Origin of the sequence: Pseudomonas sp. NPDC089395 (genome assembly GCF_044749525.1) — a bacterium.
GTDB lineage: Bacteria > Pseudomonadota > Gammaproteobacteria > Pseudomonadales > Pseudomonadaceae > Aquipseudomonas.
In genome coordinates, this window is record NZ_JBIVID010000016.1 from 53,445 (window position 1) to 77,127 (window position 23,683).

Annotated in this window: 17 protein-coding genes and 2 riboswitches; of the genes, 13 read left to right on the plus strand and 4 right to left on the minus strand. The window is 61.3% G+C overall.

What is annotated here, in order from left to right; genetic code table 11:
- Positions 1 to 99 precede the first annotated feature (99 nt).
- The 9 genes from ACIPZG_RS24690 to ACIPZG_RS24730 all read left to right on the plus strand — a co-directional run bounded on the left by ACIPZG_RS24690 (position 100) and on the right by ACIPZG_RS24730 (position 11,391).
- The gene (locus ACIPZG_RS24690; protein WP_400717752.1) at positions 100 to 1,125 is read left to right on the plus strand and encodes a polyamine ABC transporter substrate-binding protein; all 1,026 of its coding nucleotides are present in this window, start codon (positions 100 to 102) and stop codon (positions 1,123 to 1,125) included.
- On the plus strand, positions 1,122 to 2,039 hold the full coding sequence (locus ACIPZG_RS24695) for an ABC transporter permease (protein ID WP_008099926.1): 918 nt from the start codon (positions 1,122 to 1,124) through the stop codon (positions 2,037 to 2,039). The genes ACIPZG_RS24690 and ACIPZG_RS24695 overlap by 4 nt, the downstream gene beginning before the upstream one ends.
- Positions 2,040 to 2,045: 6 nt before the next feature.
- Complete coding sequence (locus tag ACIPZG_RS24700; RefSeq protein ID WP_400717754.1) at positions 2,046 to 2,855, plus strand: ABC transporter permease; 810 nt, start codon at positions 2,046 to 2,048, stop codon at positions 2,853 to 2,855.
- A 19-nt stretch (positions 2,856 to 2,874) separates the two neighbouring features.
- Positions 2,875 to 4,023, plus strand: a complete 1,149-nt coding sequence (locus ACIPZG_RS24705) for an ABC transporter ATP-binding protein (protein WP_400717756.1) — start codon at positions 2,875 to 2,877, stop codon at positions 4,021 to 4,023.
- Between the two features lie 45 nt (positions 4,024 to 4,068).
- Positions 4,069 to 4,275: riboswitch (cobalamin riboswitch) on the plus strand.
- Positions 4,276 to 4,384: 109 nt separating this feature from the next.
- Positions 4,385 to 6,511: a TonB-dependent receptor gene (locus tag ACIPZG_RS24710; RefSeq protein WP_400717759.1), complete on the plus strand. Its 2,127-nt coding sequence runs from the start codon at positions 4,385 to 4,387 to the stop codon at positions 6,509 to 6,511.
- 207 nt (positions 6,512 to 6,718) lie between these two features.
- A complete protein-coding gene (locus tag ACIPZG_RS24715) occupies positions 6,719 to 7,885 on the plus strand; it encodes a DUF1624 domain-containing protein (protein ID WP_400717761.1) in 1,167 nt (388 codons plus the stop codon).
- A 28-nt stretch (positions 7,886 to 7,913) separates the two neighbouring features.
- Positions 7,914 to 8,114, plus strand: a riboswitch (cobalamin riboswitch).
- A 109-nt stretch (positions 8,115 to 8,223) separates the two neighbouring features.
- Positions 8,224 to 9,246, plus strand: coding sequence for a FecCD family ABC transporter permease (locus ACIPZG_RS24720; RefSeq protein WP_400717763.1), 1,023 nt, complete (start codon positions 8,224 to 8,226; stop codon positions 9,244 to 9,246).
- A complete protein-coding gene (locus tag ACIPZG_RS24725) occupies positions 9,243 to 10,031 on the plus strand; it encodes an ABC transporter ATP-binding protein (RefSeq protein WP_400717766.1) in 789 nt (262 codons plus the stop codon). Before ACIPZG_RS24720 ends, ACIPZG_RS24725 begins: the two co-directional genes overlap by 4 nt.
- Before the next feature lie 16 nt (positions 10,032 to 10,047).
- Complete coding sequence (locus tag ACIPZG_RS24730; protein WP_400717768.1) at positions 10,048 to 11,391, plus strand: OprD family porin; 1,344 nt, start codon at positions 10,048 to 10,050, stop codon at positions 11,389 to 11,391.
- A gap of 85 nt (positions 11,392 to 11,476) precedes the next feature.
- Here the strand turns inward: ACIPZG_RS24730 and adhP are convergent, their stop codons facing one another.
- Together adhP and ACIPZG_RS24740 are read right to left on the minus strand one after the other, a co-directional pair.
- Positions 11,477 to 12,487, minus strand: coding sequence for an alcohol dehydrogenase AdhP (gene adhP / locus ACIPZG_RS24735; protein ID WP_400717770.1), 1,011 nt, complete (start codon positions 12,485 to 12,487; stop codon positions 11,477 to 11,479).
- 96 nt (positions 12,488 to 12,583) lie between these two features.
- Positions 12,584 to 13,462 carry a helix-turn-helix transcriptional regulator gene (locus ACIPZG_RS24740; RefSeq protein ID WP_400717772.1) on the minus strand — a complete coding sequence of 293 codons (879 nt, stop codon included), beginning with the start codon at positions 13,460 to 13,462 and terminating at the stop codon, positions 12,584 to 12,586.
- A 351-nt stretch (positions 13,463 to 13,813) separates the two neighbouring features.
- Between ACIPZG_RS24740 and ACIPZG_RS24745 the strand changes: the two genes are divergently transcribed.
- On the plus strand, positions 13,814 to 14,059 hold the full coding sequence (locus tag ACIPZG_RS24745) for a hypothetical protein (protein ID WP_400717775.1): 246 nt from the start codon (positions 13,814 to 13,816) through the stop codon (positions 14,057 to 14,059).
- A gap of 78 nt (positions 14,060 to 14,137) precedes the next feature.
- Positions 14,138 to 15,148 carry a 5'-nucleotidase gene (locus ACIPZG_RS24750; RefSeq protein WP_400717777.1) on the plus strand — a complete coding sequence of 337 codons (1,011 nt, stop codon included), beginning with the start codon at positions 14,138 to 14,140 and terminating at the stop codon, positions 15,146 to 15,148.
- Between the two features lie 213 nt (positions 15,149 to 15,361).
- Here ACIPZG_RS24750 and ACIPZG_RS24755 read toward each other — a convergent pair whose 3' ends face one another.
- Complete coding sequence (locus tag ACIPZG_RS24755) at positions 15,362 to 15,544, minus strand: hypothetical protein (protein ID WP_400717780.1); 183 nt, start codon at positions 15,542 to 15,544, stop codon at positions 15,362 to 15,364.
- A gap of 333 nt (positions 15,545 to 15,877) precedes the next feature.
- Here ACIPZG_RS24755 and ACIPZG_RS24760 point away from each other — a divergent pair, with 333 nt between their 5' ends.
- Together ACIPZG_RS24760 and ACIPZG_RS24765 are read left to right on the plus strand one after the other, a co-directional pair.
- Positions 15,878 to 17,665, plus strand: coding sequence for a DUF262 domain-containing protein (locus tag ACIPZG_RS24760; protein ID WP_400717783.1), 1,788 nt, complete (start codon positions 15,878 to 15,880; stop codon positions 17,663 to 17,665).
- On the plus strand, positions 17,662 to 20,064 hold the full coding sequence (locus tag ACIPZG_RS24765; protein ID WP_400717785.1) for a DUF262 domain-containing protein: 2,403 nt from the start codon (positions 17,662 to 17,664) through the stop codon (positions 20,062 to 20,064). The genes ACIPZG_RS24760 and ACIPZG_RS24765 overlap by 4 nt, the downstream gene beginning before the upstream one ends.
- 105 nt (positions 20,065 to 20,169) lie before the next feature.
- Here the strand turns inward: ACIPZG_RS24765 and ACIPZG_RS24770 are convergent, their stop codons facing one another.
- Entirely contained in the window at positions 20,170 to 23,676 is a 3,507-nt protein-coding gene (locus tag ACIPZG_RS24770; protein ID WP_400717788.1) for an AAA domain-containing protein, read from the minus strand.
- Positions 23,677 to 23,683: the final 7 nt, after the last annotated feature.

Below are 23,683 nucleotides of genomic sequence, written 5' to 3' on the forward strand. Positions count from 1 at the left end.
AAAACGGCCACCACACATTGTCAGAGCTGCTCCCCGAATACTGTTGGCGGGCGCACACCCAGCCCCGCCTCGAATAACAAAAGCAACGAGGGCGTAACCATGCTGTTGAGCAAACGTGTAACCGCAGTGCTGTCCGCCAGCCTGCTGACCCTGGCTTGTCAGGCCACCCAGGCCGCCGACAGCCTCAACTTCGTCAGCTGGGGCGGGACCACCCAGGACGCCCAGAAAGAAGCATGGGCCGTACCCTTCAGCAAGGCGACCGACATCAAGGTGGTGCAGGACGGCCCAACCGACTACGGCAAGCTCAAGGCCATGGTCGAGAGCGGCAACGTGCAGTGGGACGTGGTCGACGTCGAAGCCGACTTTGCCTTGCGCGCCGCCAGCGAAGGCCTGCTCGAGCCCCTGGACTTCAACACCATCCAACGCGACAAGATCGACCCGCGTTTCGTCTCCGACCATGGCGTCGGTTCGTTCTTCTTCTCCTTCGTGCTCGGCTACAACGAAGGCAAGCTCGGCGCCAACAAGCCGGTGGACTGGACCGCGCTGTTCGACACCAAGACCTACCCCGGCAAGCGCGCCCTGTACAAGTGGCCAAGCCCCGGCGTGCTGGAACTGGCCCTGCTGGCTGATGGCGTCCCTGCCGACAAGCTCTATCCGCTGGACCTGGACCGCGCCTTCAAGAAGCTCGACACCATCAAGAAAGACATCGTCTGGTGGGGCGGCGGCGCCCAGTCGCAGCAGCTGCTGGCCTCCGGTGAAGCCTCGCTCGGCCAGTTCTGGAACGGCCGCGTCTACGCCCTGCAGCAAGACGGCGCACCGGTGGGCGTGAGCTGGAAGCAGAACCTGGTCATGGCCGATTTCCTGGTCATCCCCAAAGGCGCCAAGAACAAGGACGCGGCCATGAAGTTCCTGGCCAATGCCAGCAGCGCCGAGGGCCAGGCCGAGTTCGCCAACAAGACCGCCTACGCCCCGGTGAACATCGACAGCGTAACCAAGCTCGACAAAGACCTCGCGCAAAACCTGCCGACCGCCTACGCCCAGGACCAGGTCACCCTGGACTTCGCCTACTGGGCGAAGAACGGCCAGGCCATCGCCGCGCGCTGGAATGAGTGGCTGGTGAAATGAAAGTCGCCATCAACGCCCTGCACAACGCGCAAGGTGCCCCCACGGGCGCCGGCGCCCCGGGAGCGGCCCCTCGCCGCGAACCGCTGAACCGCCGTTGGAAAGGCAGCCGCAACCTGCTGCCCGCCCTGCTGTTCCTTGGTCTGTTCTTCTTCGCCCCGCTGATCGGCCTGCTGCTGCGCGGCGTGCTGGAACCGGTGCCGGGGCTGGGCAACTACGAGCAGCTGTTCGCCAACTCGGCCTATGCGCGGGTGCTGTTCAACACCTTCTCGGTGGCCGGCGTGGTCACCCTGATCAGCGTGCTGCTGGGCTTCCCGCTGGCCTGGGCGATCACCCTGGTGCCCAAGGGCTGGGGCCGCTGGCTGCTGAACATCGTGCTGCTGTCGATGTGGACTAGCCTGTTGGCGCGCACCTACTCGTGGCTGGTGCTGCTGCAGAGCTCGGGGGTGATCAACAAGGTGTTGATGGCCCTGGGCATCATCGATACCCCGCTGGAGATGGTGCACAACCTGACCGGTGTGGTGATCGGCATGAGCTACATCATGATCCCGTTCATCGTGCTGCCGCTGCAGGCGACCATGCATGCCATCGACCCGATGGTGCTGCAGGCCGGCTCGATCTGCGGCGCCAGCCCCTGGACCAACTTCTGGAAGGTGTTCCTGCCGTTGTGCCGCTCGGGGCTGTTCTCCGGTGCGCTGATGGTGTTCGTGATGTCGCTCGGTTACTACGTCACCCCGGCCCTGCTCGGCGGTGCGCAGAACATGATGCTGCCCGAATTCATCATCCAGCAGGTGCAGTCGTTCCTCAACTGGGGCCTGGCCAGCGCCGCCGCCGCACTGCTGGTGGTGATCACCCTGGTGCTCTTCTACCTGTACCTGAAGCTGCAGCCGGAATCCCCGGTCGGCAACGCGAGGTAATCCGCCATGCTTCTGTCACCCAATGCCATGGGCCGCCCACTGCGCACGGGCCTGTACCTGACCACCGGGGTCATCGCCGCGTTCCTGCTGCTGCCGGTGGTGTTCATCGTGCTGCTGTCGTTCGGCTCGTCCCAGTGGCTGGTGTTCCCGCCACCGGGCTGGACCTTCAAGTGGTACACCCAGTTCTTCGCCAACCCGGAGTGGATGGACGCTGCCCTGGCCAGCCTCAAGGTCGCCGTACTGACCACCGTGTTCGCCGTGCTGCTGGGCCTGCCCACCGCGTTCGCGCTGGTACGCGGCCGCTTCCCCGGCCGTGAGATGCTCTACGGCCTGTTCACCATGCCGATGATCGTGCCGCTGGTGATCATCGCGGTGGCGGTGTATGCGCTGTTCCTCAAGCTGGGCTACACCGGCACGCTGTTCGCCTTCGTGGTCAGCCACGTAATCGTCGCCCTGCCCTTCACCATCATCTCGATCATCAACTCGCTGAAGCTGTTCGATCAGTCGATCGAGGATGCCGCGGTGATCTGTGGGGCGTCGCGCCTGCAGGCGATCTTCAAGGTGACCTTCCCGGCGATTCGCCCGGGGATGATCGCCGGCGGCCTGTTCGCCTTCCTGGTCTCGTGGGACGAGGTGGTGCTCAGCGTGATGATGGCCAGCCCCGATCTGCAGACCCTGCCGGTGAAAATGTGGACCACCCTGCGCCAGGACCTGAGCCCGGTGATCGCCGTCGCTTCGACGCTGCTGATCGGCCTGTCGCTGATGGTCATGGTTATTGCCGCCGCCTTGCGCCGGCGCACCGAAGTCAACGCCTGAGTGCCCGGAGACAACAACAATGAGTGCAGTGATCAAAGACAACGCGCACAACAAGACCCTGGTCAGCCTGCGCGGCCTGAACAAGCACTACGGCGACTTCACCGCCGTGGACAACCTGGACCTCGAAATCCAGGACGGCGAGTTCCTCACCTTCCTCGGCTCCAGCGGTTCGGGCAAGTCCACCACCCTGTCGATGCTGGCCGGTTTCGAAACGCCCAGCAGCGGCGAGATCCTGGTCGAGGGCCAGTCGCTGGTGAACGTGCCGCCGCACAAACGTGACATCGGCATGGTGTTCCAGCGCTACTCGCTGTTCCCGCACCTGAACGTGCGCGACAACATCGCCTTCCCGCTGGCCATCCGCAAGCTCGGCGCCGCCGAGATCAACAAGCGGGTCGACGCCATGCTCAAGCTGGTGCAGCTGGAGAAATTCGCCCACCGCAAGCCGTCGCAGATGTCCGGCGGCCAGCAGCAGCGCGTGGCGATCGCCCGCGCGCTGGTGTACGAGCCACGCATCCTGCTGATGGACGAACCGCTCGGCGCGCTGGACAAGAAGCTGCGCGAAGACCTGCAGGACGAGTTGCGCCAGCTGCACCGGCGCCTGGGCATCACCATCGTCTACGTCACCCACGACCAGGAAGAAGCCATGCGCCTGTCCCAGCGCATCGCCATCTTCAGCCACGGCAAGATCGTCGGCCTGGGCACCGGCTATGACCTCTACCAGAACCCGCCCAATGCCTTCGTCGCCTCGTTCCTGGGCAACTCGAACTTCCTGCGGATCAAGGCCAGCAGTCACGGTGCCGGCAGCTTCGAAGGGCAATCGGTGGCCATACGCCTGACACCTGGCCTGGCAGTCGGGCAGGAAGCACTCATCATGGTGCGCCCGGAAAAAGCCCTGGCCCTGAGCGTCGACCAGGCCGCGCGTGAACCGTTGCCTGCGGGCTGGAACGAGGTGATTGCCAAGGTCGGCGAAGTGTTGTTCCTCGGCGAAAGCCAGACCTGTCATGTGATGACGCCAGGCGGCACCGAACTGACCGTGAAAGCGCTGTCCGCCGCCGGCATGCCGATGCAACCGGGCGACACGGTGAAAGTGCGTTGGGCGGTGGCCGATGCCTGCATCTACACCGAGTGGGCGGAGCGTGATTTGAGCAAGGCGGCGGGTGCCCACTGACCGTCAGCCGCAGGTAAGGATTGACGCGCGTCCCGACCAATGGTCAGATGCGCGCCAGTTTCAGGTGTCCTGCGCCGCCGCGCGCAGGGTGAAACGGGAAGCCGGTGCGTCGTGGTCCACGACAAGTCCGGCGCTGCCCCCGCAACGGTAAACGAGCGACGCCTTCGACACACCACTGTGCGCCTGCATGGGAAGGTGAAGGCGTCATGCCCCTCGTAAGCCCGGAGACCGGCCTGAAGCTTCACTTGGCAACCCGCGGTGGGCGGGCGCAGGCCGGTATCCGCGTGCGCGGCCTGCGTGCGCGGTTCGCCTTTGCGTGTTTTCCACCGGGATCCATTCATTCCTGCAGTAGTGGAAAGACATGTCCCGTTTCTTCAAGTTTCACCCTCTGGCGGCCTGCCTGGCCGTCTCCTTCCCGGCCTTGGCCGACGAGCACGACAGCCAGGTGCTGGCACTGCCCGCCACGGCCATTACCGATACCCACGATCAGCAGCATGTCGACCTTGCCACGCCGACCGAGGCGGGTTCGCGCCTGAATTTGAGCGCCCTGGAAACCCCGGCCAGCACCAGTAGCATTACCGACGAGCAGATTCAGCAGCGCAACAACCTCACCGTGCAGGACGCAGTAACCCGCTCGCCGGGCATCACCTTCATCGGCAACCCGGGCGATGGCGGCACCGGCCTGTCGGCGCGTGGCTTTACCGGGCATGGCTCGGTAATGACCCTGTTCGACGGCGCGCACCTGTTCACCGGCGCAGGTACCCAGACCTTCCCGGTCGACCCGTGGATGGTCGAGCGCATCGAGGTGATCCGTGGCCCTGCCTCGGTGCTGTATGGCGAGGGCGCCACCGGAGCGGTGATCAACGTCATCCCGAAAAAGCCCTTCGCCGGTGAAATCCACAACCACCTGCGCCTGGGCTACGGCTCCTGGGACCGCCAGCAACTGGGCCTGGACAGCGGCGGCAGCCTCAGCGAGCGCTTGAGCTACCGCCTCACCCTGAACCAGCAAGCCGGCAACGGCTGGGTCGACCGCACCGATTCGCGCAGCCTGGCCCTGAGCGCCGCGCTGCGTTTCGACGCCAGCGACGACCTGAGTTTTACCCTGGCCCATGAGCGAGGCGATGCCGAGCCTGCCAACTACTACGGCACGCCGCTGATCGACGGCCATTACCGCAGCAGCCTGCGCAAGAAGAACTACAACATCCAGAATGACGTACAGCGATACCACGACGAGTGGACCCGCTTCACCACCGACTGGACCATCAACGACCAAGTCAGTGCCAGTAATCAGCTCTACTACATCAAGAGCCGCCGCCACTGGCGCAACGCCGAGAACTACAACTGGGACGTCGATCGCGAGCAGCTGCTGCGCCAGAGCTACCTGGAGATCAAGCACAACCAGGAGCAGATCGGCGACCGCCAGACCTTCACCTTCGACCATTCGCTGTTCGGCCTGACCAGCAGGACGCTGGTCGGTGTCGAGTACAACAAGGTGCGTTTCAACGTCGACAGCAACGCGCCCTACAGCGACGTGGGCGGCGACTACATCGACCCGTGGCAGCCGGAGCCGGCTTGGTTCCACAGCGATTCGCCCACGCGCCCGCAAACCTTGTCCACCACCCACACCTTCGCCCTGTTCGCCGAGAACCGCCTGCAGCTGACCGAGCGCCTGTCGCTGGTGACCGGCGTGCGCCGCGACCAGAACCATATCGACCGCGACGACCTCACCGACGGCAGCCGCAGTGACCGTAGCCTGCAGGGTGGCAACTGGCGCGCAGGGTTGGTGTTCGCGGTCACCGACGACCTGTCGCTGTATGGCCAGTACTCCACTAGCGAGGACGGGGTGAACAACCTGGTCAGCCTGAGCCCCAGCCAGATGCACTACGACCTGACCGAGGCCAAGCAGACTGAGCTGGGCCTCAAGCAGCGGTTCTGGGAAGGTCGGGGCGAGTGGACGCTGGCGGCCTACCACATCGTCAAGAAGAAGCTGCTGGTGGATGACCCATTCACCCATGAACCGCAACAAGCTGGGCAACAGACGTCCGATGGCCTGGAGGCGACGCTGGAGCTGAGTTTGCCGCAGCAGTGGCAGGTTTCGGCAAATGCCGCGGTGGTGCGCGCCAAGTATGACGAATTCGACGAGATGGTCGGCGGCGTGCCCCAGGACCGCGCTGGCAATCGCCCGACCAACGTGCCGCGGCGTAGCGCCAACCTATGGCTGAGCAAGGGCTTCGGCCAGCAAGTGGAAGTGGGTATGGGCGCGCGCTATGTGGACGAGCGTTATGCCGACACTGCCAACACCCAGCGTGCGCCGGGGTACACCGTGGTCGATGCCAATATCGGCTGGCGGGTGCTGCCGGATGTGCGGTTGGGGTTGCAGGTGAACAACCTGTTCGACCGGGAGTATGTGGCTTCGGCGTTCAGTGGCACGCAGTGGGTGATGGGGGCGCCGCGGTCGTATTTTGCCACGGTGGATTACCGCTTTTGATTTGAGGTGACTGAGCTGGCCTCTTCGCGGGGCAAGCCCGCTCCCACAGGTTCAACACTGATCTCGAAATCGGTGGCGTACCTGTGGGAGCGGGCTTGTCCCGCGAAGAGGCCAGCATGAACAGCTCAAGAACAACTTCCATGCCTGAACAAAATAGTTATAAGATAACGTTTCATTTGACATCCATTCCTGCCTGCGACCCCTTCCATGACCAGTGCCGCCGCCATTCCCACCCAGCTCACCCAGCGCCTGCAAAGCATCGACGCCCTGCGCGGCCTGGTGATCCTGTTCATGCTCCTCGACCATGTGCGCGAAACCTTCTTCCTGCACCGCCAGGTCAGTGACCCGATGGCCATCGACGCCACCGACCCGTCGCTGTTCGCCAGCCGCACCCTGGCCCACCTGTGCGCGCCGGTGTTCGTCCTGCTCACGGGCCTGTCGGCCTGGCTGTACGGCGAAAAATACCAGGGCCGCAGCGATGTCTCGGCCTTCCTGTTCAAGCGCGGGCTGTTCCTGGTGGTGCTGGAGTTCACCCTGGTCAACTTCGCCTGGACGTTCCAGCTGCCGCCCAGCGTCATCTACCTGCAGGTGATCTGGGCCATCGGCATCAGCATGCTCGCCCTGTCCCTGCTGGTGTGGCTGCCGCGCCCGGCGCTGTTGGCCGTGGGGGCCGTGATCATGGCCGGGCACAACCTGCTCGATGGCCTGCACTTCGGCGTCGAGTCCGCCCTGCACGTGCCCTGGGCGATCCTGCATGACCGTGGCTGGCTGGAGCTCTCCGAAAACCTGCGTTTGCGCACTTCCTACCCGGTGCTGCCATGGATCGGCGTGATCGCCTTGGGCTATGGCCTCGGCCCCTGGTTCGCCCGAGGTAGCGATGCGCAACAACGCCAGTACCACCTGCTGCTGGCCGGGGTCATCGCCCTGCTCGGCTTCATGGTGCTGCGCATCCAGAACGGCTACGGCGAAGCCCCCTGGAGCGGCTTCCCGACCGTGACCCAGACCCTGATGAGTTTCTTCAACATCACCAAGTACCCACCGTCGCTGCTGTTCCTGGCCCTGACCCTGGGCTGCGGCCTGCTATTGCTGCGTACCTTCGAGCGCGCCGGGCAGGCCCGCTGGATCAGCGCCCTGGCAGTGTTTGGCGCGGCGCCGATGTTCTTCTACCTGCTGCACCTGTACGTGCTGAAGCTGCTGTACCTGGCCAGCGTCGCCCTGTTCGGGCGCAACCACGGCGACTACTTCGGCTTCGACGGCATCGTCGCGGTGTGGCTCACCGCCGTGCTGCTGGCCGTGGCGCTGTACCTGCCGGTGCGCGGATTTGCCCGGCTCAAGGCACGCCGGCGCGATATCACCTGGCTCAAGTACCTGTGATTTAGCGTTTCACCTGGCGGCGTGATGGTCTACCATGCCGCCCGCCGGTTTCCACCATGGAACTAACAGGGAATCCCAGGCCCGCCCAAGGCGTGCCAAACGGAACTGCCCCCGCAACTGTAGGTGCCGAGCCCGCTCCATCGATGCCACTGGGTCAACCGACCCGGGAAGGCCGGAGCCGGGCGACGACGCACCAGTCAGGAGACCTGCCGGCCTACATTCACCAACCGGCGGGGTGTCCGGGATTGGCCATTGGTGCTGCCCCCGCTGCGTGCGGGGCTCGGCGATGCCTGTCCGTGGGTTCCTTCCGTGAACTGTCCGATAGGAGATCGCCCAGCATGCAGCCCCGTTTCGCCATCCTGCTCGCAGGCCTCGCCCTGCTGACCCTGCTGGTGGCCGTGCTGGCCGGCACGGCCATTGGCGAAACCCAGTTGTCGCTGCGGCTGGTCTGCCAGGTGCTGGCCAACCACCTGTGGCAAGCCGATTACCCGGTCGACCCGATCGACGCCGGCATCGTCTGGAACTACCGCTTGACCCGCACCCTGGTCGCCGCCGCCTGCGGCGCCGGGTTGGCGACCTGCGGGGTGATCCTCCAGGCGCTGCTGCGCAATCCACTGGCCGAGCCGTACCTGCTGGGCTTGTCGGCAGGCGCCTCGACCGGTGCGGTACTGGTCGGCCTGCTGGGCCTGGGCAGTGCGGCCCTGAGCCTGTCCGCCGGTGCCTTCATCGGCGCGCTGACGGCCTTCGCCCTGGTGCTGTTGCTGGCCCGTGCGGCCGGCCCGAGCAGCCATAACGCCCAGGTGATCCTGGCGGGCATCGCCGGCTCGCAGCTGTTCAACGCCCTCACCGCGTTCCTCATCACCAAGTCGGCCACCGCCGAACAGGCGCGCGGCATTCTGTTCTGGCTGCTGGGCAACCTCAGCGGCGTGCGTTGGCCGTCGGTGTGGCTAGCGCTGCCCGCAGCGTTAGTCGGCTTGCTGGTGTGCCTGTGGCAGCGCCGCGCCTTGGACGCCTTCACCTTCGGCACCGATTCGGCGGCCTCGCTGGGCGTTGCCGTGCGCCGCACGCAGTGGCTGTTGATCTGCTGCGCGGCGTTGGTGACGGCGGTGATGGTGTCCATCGTCGGCGCCATCGGTTTCGTCGGACTGGTCATTCCACACGCCTTGCGCCTGTTGCTCGGCCCCGGCCACAACCGCCTGTTGCCGGCCAGCGCACTGGGCGGCGCGCTGTTTCTGATAGCCGCTGACGTGCTGTCGCGCACACTGATTCCTGGGCAGGTGATTCCAGTGGGTGTGGTCACTGCACTGATCGGCGCACCGGTGTTCGCGCTGATCCTGGTCAGCCGCCGGGGGCGCCCATGACGGCCATGACAGCGCTGAACCTCACCCCTCTCGCCTGTCAGGGCTTGAGCTTTCAGTTGGCGGGTAACCTTGTACTGCGCGACATCGACCTGAGCGTAGTGCCAGGCGAAACCCTCGGTATCGTCGGCCCCAACGGCTCCGGCAAGTCGTCGTTGCTCAAGCTCCTGGCCGGGCTGCGCACGCCGCACAGCGGTAGCGTCCACTTGCTTGGCGAGCCCATCGCGCGCCTGCCTCGACGGCGTATCGCCCAGGCCCTGGCGCTGGTCGAGCAGCAGGCCGACACCCTCGATGCCATTCGCGTATTCGATGCCGTGGCCCTGGGGCGCACGCCGTGGTTGTCGGCATTGGCAACGTTTTCCCGCGAGGACCGCGCCATCGTCGAGCAGGCCTTGGCCGACCTCGATGCCACGCACCTGCGCACACGTCTCTGGGGCTCGCTGTCCGGTGGTGAACGCCAACGCGTGCACATCGCCCGCGCGTTGGCCCAGCAGCCCCAGGTGTTGCTGCTCGATGAGCCGACCAACCACCTCGATATCCAGCATCAGCTGAGCCTGCTGCACCGCGTCCAGGCGTTGCCGGTCACCACCCTGGTGGCCCTGCACGACCTCAACCAGGCGCTGACCTGCGACCGCGTGGCAGTGCTCGACCAGGGCCGCCTGGTTGCCCTGGGCAGGCCGTTGGATGTGCTCACTCCCGAACGCCTGCTGAGCACCTTTGGCGTGCACGGCCACTACCTCACCGACCCCTTCGACGGCGCGCGCTTCCTGCGTTTTCGCGCCCCCTGAACCAGGAAGCTGCCCCATGCCGTTGCGCGCCACAGCCCTGCTGCTCGCCAGCGCTTCACTGCCCCTTTCCGCGCTGGCCGAATCTGCGCAATCGCAAAGCCGTGGGCTGCTCGAAGACAGCAGCTGGAGCTTGCTCAACCGCACCGTGTACGACCAGCGTGACTACAAGCATGGCGGGCGCAACAGTGCCGCCCGCAATGCCTACAAGCCGCGCAGCGAACGCAATGGCCTGGCTGAAGAATGGGCCTACGGTTTGATGGGGACGCTGCAGTCCGGTTTTACCCGAGGCTTGGTTGGCGTGGGGGTCGATGCCCATGCCTACCTGGGCGTACAGCTCGACAGCGGTGGTGGCCGGGCTGGCAAGGCGCGCCTGCTCGGTGTGGACAATGACGGCCACCCGAAGAATGAGTACAGCCGGGGCGGCGCGGCGGTAAAGGTGCGCGTGTCCAACACCGTGCTGTCCTATGGGGAGCAGCGGGTAAAGACGCCGGTGTTCAGCTCATCCGACAGCCGCCTGCTGCCGGAAACGGCAACCGGGTTCTTCTTATCCAGCAACGAAATCGACACGCTGAAGCTGGTCGCGGGGCACTTCAACGAGAGCACCGACCGCAACGCCTCAAGCCATGATCAGGGCTTCGTGGTCAACTACTCCGATGGCCGCCAGGGCAATAGCTTCGACCTGGCCGGCCTGGTATGGAACCCTGGCGCCGTATTCACCGGCAGCCTGTATACCTCCCGCTATGAAGACACCTGGAACCAGCACTACCTCGGCAGCACCGTGACCCACGCACTGGACGACCGCCGCAGCCTGAGCCTGGACCTGAACCTGTACCGCACTACCGACACTGGCAAGGCCCTGTCCGGACGCATCGACAACACCACCTGGAGCTTGGTCTCACGCTACAGCCAGGGGCCGCACAGCGTCAGTCTCGGTTGGCAGCAGGTGCACGGCGATACCCCGTTCGACTACGTGACCCGTGGGGCCATCTACCTTGCCAACGCGGTGCAGATGTCCGACTTCAACGCACCGAACGAGAAGTCATGGCAGGCGCGCTATGACCTGAACATGGGGGGTTACGGAGTGCCCGGCTTGAACCTGACGGCGCTGTATGTGCGCGGGTTCGATATCGATGGCAGCCATGTCGACCCCAGTGGCGGCTACGCCTACCTAGGTTATGGCCAGGGCGGCAAGCACTGGGAGCGGGACCTGGAGGCACGCTATGTGGTGCAGAGCGGAAAGGCCAAGGGAACGGCTTTCTCGCTGCGGCATAACCTGCATCGGGGGAACACGGCGCAGGCGGAGCTGGATGGCAACCAGATCCGCCTGGCCGTCGAGTGGCCGTTGACGGGCGGGTTGTGACTACCTAGGCATTGAAAGCACTTGTTTCATTTCTCTGTGGGAGCCGGCTTGCCGGCTCCCACAGAGATCGTACAGGCTTCGCTGCTCAGCCTTCGAAGTTGATGACCATGCGGCCCTTGATTTTCCCTTCCAGCATCTCTTCGAAAATGTCGTTGATGTCTTCGACCGGACGCAGCGTCACCTTCGGCACCACCTTGCCTTGCGCGGCGAACTCGAAGGCTTCGATCAGGTCTTGCCGAGTACCGACCAATGACCCCACCACTTCGATACCATCGAGCACCAGGCGCGGGATGTCCAGGCTCATGGCTTCAGACGGCAAGCCTACGGCAACCAGCCGCCCACCTGCTCGCAGGGCATCGACCGCCGAGTTGAAGGCGCTTTTCGATACAGCCGTCACCACGGCCGCGTGGGCGCCGCCGGTCTTTTCCTGAACGAGCTTGGCCACATCCTCGCTGCGAGGATTGAGCACCAGGTCGGCGCCCATCTCACGGGCAAACGCCAGCTGTTCATCATTGACATCAATCGCAATGACCCGGGCATTGAAGACGTTTTTCGCGTATTGCAGGGCGAGGTTGCCCAGGCCGCCAAGGCCATAGATGGCAATCCACTGCCCCGGGCGGATATTGGACGATTTCACGGCCTTGTAAGTGGTCACCCCGGCGCAGGTGATGCTGCTGGCCGCTGCCGAATCGAGGCCGTCCGGCACTTTTACCGCATAGTCCGCCACCACGATGCAGGCCTCGGCCATGCCACCGTCAACGGTATAACCGGAGTTCTTCACTTCGCGGCACAGCGTCTCATTGCCGCTGTTGCAGTATTCACAGTGCCCGCAGCCCTGGTAGAACCAGGCCACGCTGGCCCGGTCGCCCGGCTTGAGCGAAGTCACACCTGGTCCGACCTCGACCACCACGCCAATGCCTTCATGGCCCAGGACCACGCCGGTCTTGTCGCCGAAATCGCCGTTTTTCACATGCAAGTCCGTGTGGCATACGCCGCAGCACTGCATCTTCAGTAATGCTTCACCGTGCGCCAGCGGCCGCAGTGTCTTTTCCACCACCTCGACGCGGCGCCCTTTGGCAACAACTGCAGCTTTCATGAATGCCTCCTTGTTTACCTGAGTGAGCTTGAGTTGAAGGGTTCAGCATAGAGGCGATTTGGGCGAAGGGATTGCTTCAGGTCAAAAAGCGGCCGCTCAGTCCAGACTCAGCCACGGCTTGAGCTCCGCCCGATTGGCCAGCACCAGTTGCTGCGCCTCGGGCCTGGCGTCATGAACACTGGGGTTTACGTGGAAGCGGCGGACGACATACTTGGCCAACGCCAATGAGCTAGGCACCACGAGACGACCCTCGTGCATGCCGTAGTCAACTTCGATAATGGCCCGTTGCGCGGGCGTCAGGCGCTCGTCCGGTTTGAAGATCACATCGATCTGCGAGTTCCATTCCGTATCGTGTTCCATGCCGTTCTCGGTGACTTCATCGCGCAGCAGCGGTACACCGCGGAAACGGCTGAGTACGAAATCGCGGTACTTGCGATTTTTCTCGCAGTACGCCCGCACATGCCAACGCATCCCGGTATAGACCAGGGTGTGCGGTGCGATGGTACGCCCCTCCAGTTCCGGGCTATTGAAGGAGACATAGTCGATATCCAGGCGCCGTTTCTCCCGGCAGGCCTTGAGCAACGGTCGCAGCACTTCGGGCTGCACCGACCGGTCAGGGACCTTGAGCACTTCAGTGTGCCCATAGGCCAAGGCCAGGCCTTCGATATGCGGCGCACGCGCGTTGTTCTGGTTGAGCAGATCCAGGTAGGCACTGGCGCTGTCATCGATGAACAGCGGCTTGAACGCTTCGGTAGGCACGTAGCCTTTTATCTGCTTGTCGTAGACCAGGTTCTCCGACGCGTAGTCGGTGATGTAGGTATTGATGTCCTTGGAAGCCTGCTGCCGGCTGATACCGAAGCTCTGCATCAAGTGGTTGGTCGTCAGCCGCCCCTCCCACCAGACCACCGTTTCAATCAGCTGGTAGCGCAAGGCCAGGTCCCAGCGGGTTTGTTCCATTCGTTGTGTGCGTTTCATCCAAGATCCTGCGATGTCTGCCAAGCTGTTTGACGTGTCGCTGAATCCTACGTGTCAGGCAATATGCGAAGCAAGGTTCAGCGCATGTGTAAAGTAAGTAGGCACATGCGATGCCCGCCTTGGCGGTGATAGGCATCAGCGCCTTGAGCATGCGCAAGCCACGGCATTCGGCGGCTGCGCTGCGCATTGCGATATCAAAACGCCTTCACCCCCTGTGCAGGACGGGCACTGTCCCTTGCCAGAACCTGTTCCATTCATTTACCTGTACAAGTCACCATTATCGACATGTAATCAGAATGGACATATCTTCCTGCTTACCGGCACTACGCCACTACTCAAGGAAGCCTTACCATGGAAGCTCTCGAAATCACCTTGCTGGGCGTTATCGGCACCATGCTGGTGGTGCAAGGCCTGCAGCACGCACGCATGGGCGATATCTGGAACTTGCTGAAAAATGACCGCGACCTGGAGCGCACCGCACGCATCCATGAGCAGGAGAACACCGAGCTACGCTCTGCGCTTCGCGCCGAACGCGAGCATGTGAGCCAACTGCAGCGCCAGGTCCACCTGCTGATGGGGCTTATACCCGAAGCCTGAGCGGCGGCGAGCCCGCCCTCATCGCTTTTGCCATGACACTGTGTTTACCTAGCCTCGCATTCACCAGGGAAGTCACCCATGCCTTACCCCATCCAACAGAAACTCGTCGTCGGCGTCGCCTCCAGCGCCCTGTTCGACCTGACCGACTCCGACGCCATCTACCAGTCCGAAGGTGTCGACGCTTATCGCCTGCACCACGAAGAGCACCTCGACGTGCCCTTCCCCAAGGGTGTGGCCTTCCCCTTCATCCGCCGCTTCCTCAGCATCAACAAGGCCTTTCCCGAGCAATTGCCAGTTGAAGTGGTTCTGCTCTCGCGCAACTCCCCCGAAACCGGCCTGCGGGTGTTTCGCTCGATCGACCACTACGGACTGGACATTACCCGTGCCGCCTTCATGTCCGGCCGCTCGCCTTACGAGTACATTCCCGCTTTCAATGCCTCGCTGTTCCTCAGCGCCCATGAAGGTGACGTGCAACGCGCAATTGATGCCAACTACCCCGCCGGGCTGGTACTGCCAACCCGCATCTACGATGACGAGATCGATACCGAGCTGCGCGTGGCCTTCGACTTCGATGGGGTGATTGCCGACGACGAGGCAGAAAGCGTGTACAAGCAGCGGCTGGACCTCACTGAGTTCCAGGCCCATGAGCAAGCGCACAAAGCCATTTCGCACCAACCGGGACCATTGGCCGACCTCTATCGCAAACTCTCGCTGATCCGCCAGCTCGAAGACCGCAAGCTGGCGCAGGACCCGGCGTACAAACGCATTCTGCGAATCGCCATCGTCACGGCGCGCAATGCACCGTCTCATGAGCGGGTGGTGACGACGTTGAAGAACTGGGGGGTTTCGCCCGATGAATCGTTCTTTCTCGGCGGCATGGAGAAAGACCGGGTGCTGCGGATTCTCAAGCCGCATATGTTCTTTGATGACCAGCGCAGTCACTTGATGTCGGCAGCGGGGGATTTGCCGATGGTGCATGTGCCGTTTGGGGTGGCTAACAAGGCGTTTGGGAAACAGGCCGAGCAAGGCGAAGCCAGTGGAGAATCCTGTTTGCGGATCACCCCAGTGCTCGAGCAAAAGGCTGAATGAAGTGCTGAACCTGGTTAGCCTGGATTTCTCGATCGAGCATGCGACCGGAACATCCTGCGCCGCGCCCAGCTGTAGATTAAGCGGCAAAGCCTATCACTTCGATGAATCATGCCGCCGTGGCGAGGGCGGCGAGTGTCCGGGCGGACGCGGAGGCTGTCCCAGTAACTAACGCCCTCAGGCGCTGCATGCTCTTTACCCGTCTTCCTCAGCTACTTAACGCTTTTCTTCGACACTGTCTGCAGTAAATTCAAATCCATGAGTGGGCTCAGCAGCCTCGGAGTCCATGTAGTAGCCCTTCCGAACAATCTGACTCGTTTCGTATGCGCAGTATCCGCTGATGGTTGATGCCATGATCACGGCCAACCCAAAAGCCACCACAAGTGCGCTGTTGTTCATCAGGCTCTCCTGCCAAACGAAAAAAAGTGCGCACATTACCTAACCACGCTGCTCTTCGCCAGCCCAATGGACGGGTGGCACCTGGAGCCCCCTGTGACCACCAGCAATCGGACTCTTCGCCCACCCTCGGCGGAGGCTCTCTGAATTGACGCCCACAAACGCCATCAAATAGCCACCAACTACTAGCCTATGGCCACCGTCCAACGGTACGATCCGCACAGCCAGAAAACGCACCCCATTTGAACACTGACCGCGCTGAATTTCGCCGGCTCAGGTTCACCCATGCTCAATCAACCTGGCGGTGACCCAAGGTAACGCCCAGAAAGGATTCGAATGAAGCATTCCGATCTATGCCTTAAACCGATACATGAACTTCTCACCGACGACGCAGGGAATCCGACGCAGTTCTGGATTCCTGCCTATCAGCGTGGATACCGCTGGAAACCACTGCAAGTTACCCAGTTGCTGGAAGACATTCGTGAGTTCAGCCAGCGCCGTAACCCTCAGCCGGAAGACTTCTACTGCTTGCAACCGCTGGTCATCAAGGCCACCGAACGTGGCCCGCTCGAGGTAGTCGATGGACAGCAACGGCTGACCACGCTTTTACTGATTCTCCGCCATTTCAATGAACGGCTAGCTGAGAAGTACCGGCAGAAGCTCTACAACCTCGACTACGAAACCCGACCGCAGCTATTGGCGTTTCTGGACAACCCAAACGAAGCGGATGCCGACAGCAACGTCGATTACTTCTACCTGCTCAGTGCGATCAACACCATTGAAGACTGGTTCAGCAGTCGCACGCACGAAGTGGACGACATCAAATCTGCATTGCTGAACAAGACTCGGGTCATCTGGTTCGAACTGGCAGCACAGGACAACGCAGTCGATGCCTTCACACGCTTGAACGTAGGCAAGATTCCTCTGACCGATGACGAACTGATCCGTGCGCTGTTCCTCAAACGGGGTGATGCAAACGACACAGATGCCACCGCACAGCAACTCCAAATCGCGCACGAATGGGACCAGTTGGAGAAAGCCTTGCAGGCTGACGAATTCTGGTACTTCTTGAGCAATCAACAGAGCAGGCCGCAGAACCGCATCGGTTTCCTGTTCGAGTTGGTGACGAAAGTCGACGGCCTCGGCACTGGAGCGGAGCAGGACGAGCACAGCATCTTCCATGCCTACAGCAGGAAGCTCAAAGCACCTGACACGGCTTCGAAAGAGTGGCTGCGGATCAAGCAGACTTACATGATGCTTGAAGAGTGGTTTGAAGATCGCACCCTTTACCACATCGTCGGGTTCCTGATTCATCAGGGCATGGATGTGGCACTGCTCTGCGAACTGTCGCAAGAAACTACAAAGAGCGAATTCGAGCGCAAATTGCGCAAAGCGGTTTTTGCCAGGGCCATCGGCGACGAAGACTTCGATGCGCTGACACCCGAAGAATTGCATTTGTGCGTTAGCGAACGTCTTGCCGAGTTGGAGTATGGGCGCCATTCGGCAGACATCCGCTCCCTGCTGTTGCTGTTCAATCTTGCCACCTTGCTGGACAGCCCTCGCTCCAACATGCGCTTCCAGTTCGACAGCTTCAAGAACGGTGAGTGGGACATTGAGCATGTACGTTCGATAGCCTCCAGCCGCCCCCTGCGCCTGCATGACCAACTGAACTGGCTGAATCTGTGCGCGGGCTATCTGGAAGCCCAGAACGGTGGGGAGCAAGCACGTCAGCTTTTGAGCGGTATTCATACCTTTCTCAAGAAGCCGAAAAAGAACCAGTCGGACGACGCCTTCGAGACGCTCTACAACAAACTGCTGGCCTTCTTCCAGGAGAACGATGAGGCGCCGACAGAGCATGGCATCAGTAACCTGACCTTGCTGGATAAGAGCACCAACCGTAGCTACAAGAACGCCGTGTTCGCAGTAAAGCGCAAGGCACTGCTGGCCCTCGACCAGTCGGGCATCTTCGTGCCGCTGTGTACCCGCAACGTCTTCCTCAAATGCTATAGCCCGCAGGCCGACAACGTCATGTTCTGGAGCCAGGACGACCGTGAAGCCTATCTGGCCGAAATCAACCGGGCCCTGGTGGGCTTCTTCAGCGCAGCCCAGGAAATTACCCAATGAGCGAATCCGGCATCCAGATCACCCTCCAGCAATTGCTGAGCCGCCACCAGCGTGTTCAGATTCCGATGATTCAGCGCGACTATGCCCAGGGCCGGCAGGCGGCTGAAGATGTACGCAAAGAGTTCCTCGGCACTTTGAAGCAGGCATTTGGCCTGACGCCGGACGACCCTGCCCTGCCCCTGAACCTGGACTTCATCTACGGCAGCGTTGAGGTCGACAGGTTTCTGCCACTCGACGGGCAGCAGCGTCTGACGACCCTCTTCCTGCTGCACTGGTACCTTGCCTGGCGCGATGGCAGCCAAGCGCAATTCCGCCAGGTATTCTGCGAAGGCAGTCGCTCACGCTTTACCTACAGTGTTCGCCCAAGTAGCAGCGAGTTCTTCAATGAACTGGTGAACTTCTGGCCGCTGCGTGAAGCCGTCGACGGCACCTCGCTGGACGAGCTGATCAAGAACCAGGCGTGGTACTTCCGTTACTGGCGCCTGGACCCGACCATCCAGTCCTGCCTGGCGATGCTCAAAGCGATTCACGAGCATTTCAGTGACGTACAAGGGGGTTATGCACGGCTGACCGATGAGCAACAACCGGTGATCACATTCCAGTTGCTTGACCTCGAGCATTTCGGGCTGTCCGATGACCTGTACATCAAGATGAACGCCCGCGGCAAACCGCTGACGGCCTTCGAGACATTCAAGGCCCGCTACGAGCATGAGCTCAAAGGCCAATATGACGACGAAACGCGTGATATCAGCGGTCAGGCTTTCTCTGTCGCCGACTACTTTGCGCGCCGCATGGACACCCGCTGGGCTGACTTTTTCTGGGCGTATCGCGACAAGGAAACGCACCTGTTCGACGATGCGATCATGAACTTCTTCCATGCCATCGCGTTCATTTGCCGCGACCCCGCCTCCCCCGGTTACCTTGAGGACGTCGCCACCTTCCGAAGCAAGCCGTTGAAGTCTACTTACGCGCTCTATCACAACGGGGAATGGCTGGAGCGCGCGTTCTCCGACACGCTTATGATGTTGCTGGAAACCTGGAGCCATGAAGGCAACCGGTTTACGGCCTTGCTGGGTGAGAACCCATACTTCAACGAATCCGCCACGTTCCAGCGGTTGGTCAGCGAGCCCGCTGCCTTGGCCTATACAGACCTGGTGCAGTTGTACGCGTACGTTGCATTTCTCCGTGCAGCGGACGGGCAGCCTGAGCCGCAGGCACTGTTGGAGTGGATGCGAGTTATCTACAACCTGTCGATCAACACTAGCTATGAACGCCCTGCCGATATGCAGCGCAGCATGCTGGCGGTACAGAGCCTGCTTCCCCACGCTGGCGAGATACTTCACCACTTCGCCAGCAATGAAAAGCCGACTGCGGGCTTTTACCTGCAGCAGGTCAATGAGGAACAATTCAAAGCTGAGTTGTTGCTCGCGCATGAGGCTTGGCGCGAATTGATTGAACAAGCCGAGATACACGGCTACTTCAAGGGCCAGATCGAATTCCTGCTGGATTTCAGTGGTGCCTTGACCAAGCGTCAAACGGTCGACCTGAATGAATGGACTGCCAACGATCACCGCTTGCTACAACGGAGCTTCTCAGAGTACTTGAAGAAAGCGGAGCTCATGTTCAATGCCCGTGGTTTGAACAGCCTTCCTGATTACCGTTGGGAGCGGGCGCTGCTTTCGCTAGGTAATTATCTGCTGTTCAGCAGTTCGAATTATTCGTTCCTGGTCAATTCCGCCTCGGAACAAGCCAGCTGGAAGCGGCTATTGAGAGGCGGCGCTGGCTACAATGAAAAGGATGCTCGAAAACTTCTTCACCAACTGTTGCAAACGCTCGACCTCAGCACGCCAGTTGAAGCTCAATTGGATGAAGTTATTAATAGCGCTGAAGGACTTGAAGCCTGGCAACAGCGCATGGTGCACACGCCTGAAGTATTCCAGTACTGCGGTGAGCACGCGCTTCGTTTCGGTGAACATGAGGTGTACCTTCTCAAGAGGAGCCGCATGAGCGGGATGCATGCTGAACTGTTCAGCTACCACTTGTCCCTGCAGTTAAAGTCGGAACAGGCGCAGAAAGCTCTTTTCCCCCTGGCGTATGTTGAGTACCAATCCATTAGCGGCTCCGAGTTCGAGCCCCACGTGGTCATGTCACTCTCCTACCAGCGCCACACGCTCTATTTTTCGATATTCTCTGAACATGGCTATTACAAAATTCAAACACTGAAAAATCCGATAAAATCACTTCCTAAAATACAAGGCATGTTAGTCGACACACTAAACTTTGAAGCAAAGAAGGATAGCTTGCAGTTACGTGTCGACCGAGACGTTATTGACAGCGTTCTGCTTACGATGGCACGCACCACCAAAGCGCTGGATGCAAAGATGACCGAAGCATCTTGACCGCCGCGGGAAGGCGAAACCTGGCGTCAGCAATTCAGACGCTCAGCCAGTGATGAACTGTCGGTTGGCAGGCCCTACCCTGCCAACCCACACTTCAGCCTTCTCTCAACCCGAATACGAAGTCGCTCTACCCGCCAGGCTCTCGCGATTCAGTTCGATCTCGTCATTCACGTCCACGCCTCGATAAACCATTGAAGTCTCGTGCCGGACGTAATCCCCCTCCCGCTGAGCACTCAGCCAGTTGAATGAGCCGACACATAACAGACTCTGATCGGCCATGACGATCTTGCTGTGTACCTTGTTGACTATTCGAACGGGGATCCCCTGCTTTTCCAGCTCAGCCAGGGTTGCATTGAACGCTGCAATTTTTTGCGGCTCACCCTGGGGGTTTCGGTATGAAATCTCAGTATTGAGTTGCAGATCGGTGAACACTTCGACCTTGACGCCGCGATCCACCGTGGCACGCATTTGCTCAAGCGCACCGGTCCTGAACAGGCAGTCCAACTTGACCCATGGCGTGATGATCTGAACCTGGTGGTTGGCCGTCTTCAGTGTTTCTTTCAAGAACTGGTCGTGTTGCCACCAATCGTGCAGATGACTTAAACCTGTACTCGCCGTGTGCAGGTCTTGCCTGGGCTGATACTCGAATTGCAGCTCACTGGCCGGGTCTGCCAACAGGTACTTGGCCAACAGCCCGCGCGGCTTGCTGACGGGCTCCTGGTCTATCAGATCCATGTCGCCAAATACCAGGAAACTGTCCTTGGCCCGGGATACCGCCACATTGAGCATGCTGTCGCGGCGGTCGATGAAACCGCCATCGGCATGCTTGGAGTACACCGTCGAAAAAATCACCACTGGCCGCTCCGCGCCCTGGAACGAATGTACCGTGCCGACCGTGATCTGGTCTGCCCCCTTGCCAGCGTTGATGCCCAATGCCTGGCAGGCCTCGACGATGGCGCGGCTCTGCGCACCAAAGGGTGTTATTACGCCCACGATTTCATGAAGCGCCTTGTTCTCGTAACGCCGCTGCAACGCGTCAGCGTGACCGTGTATCCACGCAGCAATGGTCTGCGCCTCAAGCAGGTTCCGGCGGCTGCCATGGCTGTCCTGCTCACACAAGCCGTCGATATGCAGGTAACCAAGGCCCGGCAAGCCCTGCTCCGTTGCCTGACCACGGCGCGGCAGCAGTTTGCCCTTGTAGCAAAGAGCATTGCAGAAGGCGATGATCGCGTCATAGCAGCGCCGATGCTCGTACAGGTACATTCCCCGGGCAAGGTCGGGGTCGTAGTGATAGCGGCTGGTGGACTGGGCGATGGCCATCACGCTGCCACTGGCAGCACTGCGCCCGCCCTCGCAGAAGACCTCATAGTCCTCTTCTGCCTGGCTGTGCGACACCAGCCCGGCACGGGTGAGGTTGCCGATATCCACCTTTGCCGGTATCGACCAGATGGGCTCGATCTGCTGGGTGTCGCCGATGACTAGCGCCTGCCGAGCAAGGGCAAACGACGGTGCGGCCACCTCCGGCACCACCTGCCCGGCTTCGTCGACGATCAGCAAGTCGATGAAGTCGACCAGGTAATCGTCGATGTAGTCACCGTCGTCGTAGCGCTTGCAAGACAACTCTTTCGGTAGCCTGAAAAAGGTCGAGACCACGCAGGGCGTGAGCTTCATCCAACGCCGCCAGTTCTTGACCAGCGTCTTGGCACCGGTTTTCTTGCGGCTGTCGACTATCTCTTGCAGCTCCTGGCTCACTTCCAGCAGCCAACGACCTTCCCAATAGTGGGTGGTCAACAGGAACATTTCGAACCGCAGCGACGTATCGGCCCAACCGTCGCAGTCTTCCAAGGTGACCTGGTCAGCAGGCTTGCCAAACGTATCGGCAATTGGGCGGATCGCACCCTCCCAGTCGTGCAGCCGATGCTGTTCAGCTTCAATAAGCTGCTCAGCGGTTTGCAGCAGGCAGGTGAGCCGCTGATGCTCTTTGCCTGCCTCGGCCTCTGCAGACTCCAGCCGCGTTTCGATTTCGCCCACCGTCGCGGCATTCTGCAGCTCGACATCGGCCCCATCGAGTTGCAGCTTGGCCAGGCGAAGCCGCTTGGCGGCAATGGGGCGGATCCAGCTGAAGAAGCTGTAGACCATCGACTCATGGGCCAGATAGTGTTTGAAGCCCTTGAATCGCTGCTGCGCAATGTTCAGTTGCCGCAACTGGTCAACCTGGTCAGTTTGCCGGGCCTGCAGAGTGGCCTGCGGGTTTTCTCCAAGTGCCACGCGAAGCGCTTCGCGAGCCTGGGTGAGCGCCGGCCATGCCTGCTCGATATGGGCAAGCTGCTGCTGGCGCGCCCTGATCTGCTGTTGCAGCAGCTCGACCGCGCGCTTCACATCAAGGTCATGAACGCCCGGAAAAGCCGCTGCCGCCTTTGCCAGATAGGCCCGCTCGGCCTTGTCCAGATAAGTGGACGACTCCAACGCCTGAAAGAAGCTCTTGGTCTGATAGACGCTCGAAAGCTCCGCTTCGGCCGACGCCCTGGGGAAGTAGGCGCCAAAGCTCTTGATGCCTGGCAACCAACGTCCCGCCAACGGCCCGGTGCCCTCGGCAAAGTCCTTGCCGAACGCCGCGATAATGTTGGTCACCGCCTGGTTGTTGGTAGAGCTGGCGACAATCACGGGGGGCTCGCGACCTGCCACAGCGGCTTTGGCCCAGAGCGAGGCGACAACCGACAACACCAGCGTGGTCTTGCCCGTGCCGGGCGGGCCATTGACTGCCAGTACATCGCCCACCTTCCCCGCCATCAGATGCGCCAAGGCATCACGCTGGGCTGGGGCCAGAGCGTATTCATCACTCGCGTGCCCCAACCGTGCGCCGAACAGACTGCCAGGTGGTAAGCATGGCTCGTCCGGGCTTGGGTCACGTTGGGCGAACCGCTCGAACAGCGGGGCATCAGGCTTGTGCTGACGCAGATGGTCATAGAGGTTGACGATGTTCTTGCTGAAGCCGTCGGGCTGGTCTTCCTTGAACAGCAAACTGTACTTGGCCGGCTTCATGCCGTCTTCGGCGGCATCCCACCCTGTACCGACCTCACGGGCCATTCGCAGGCAGAACGCGTAGAACCTGCGCCACTGTTCAAGGTACTGCTGAACGTCGAGTACCTCCCCCTCACCCGGCGGTGAGAAAGCGGGCACCTCTTCGGTGGACAAAAAGTCATCCAGCGCAGATTGTGCACCGATGAAAAAGGTGTCTTTGTCCAGCGGCTCAAGGATGTCACGCGGCACGAAGGCCTGTGTCGTCGGGTAAAGGCGCCCATCACGGGACACCCATACGGTGCAGATCAACGGTGTGACGGCTGCCGGTATACCCGCACGCACTTTGCCATGCTCGCGCTGCGACAGGTACACCCACGGGCGCAGCGTGACCTTTATCGTGGCGGCTTCCGCTGGCTCTGCGGCAAACAGCTTGGTTACAAGCTCTGCCGGCAAGCACCCCTTCTGCGCATGCTCCATCCCCACCGGAGTGAGCGCTTCGACCTGTCTGGCGCTGAGCGCACCGTTGCCATTTTCAGCATCAGCGAGGGAGTTGCGCCAGTAATTGGCGAGTTTCAACGCGTAATCGTTCATCGTCCTG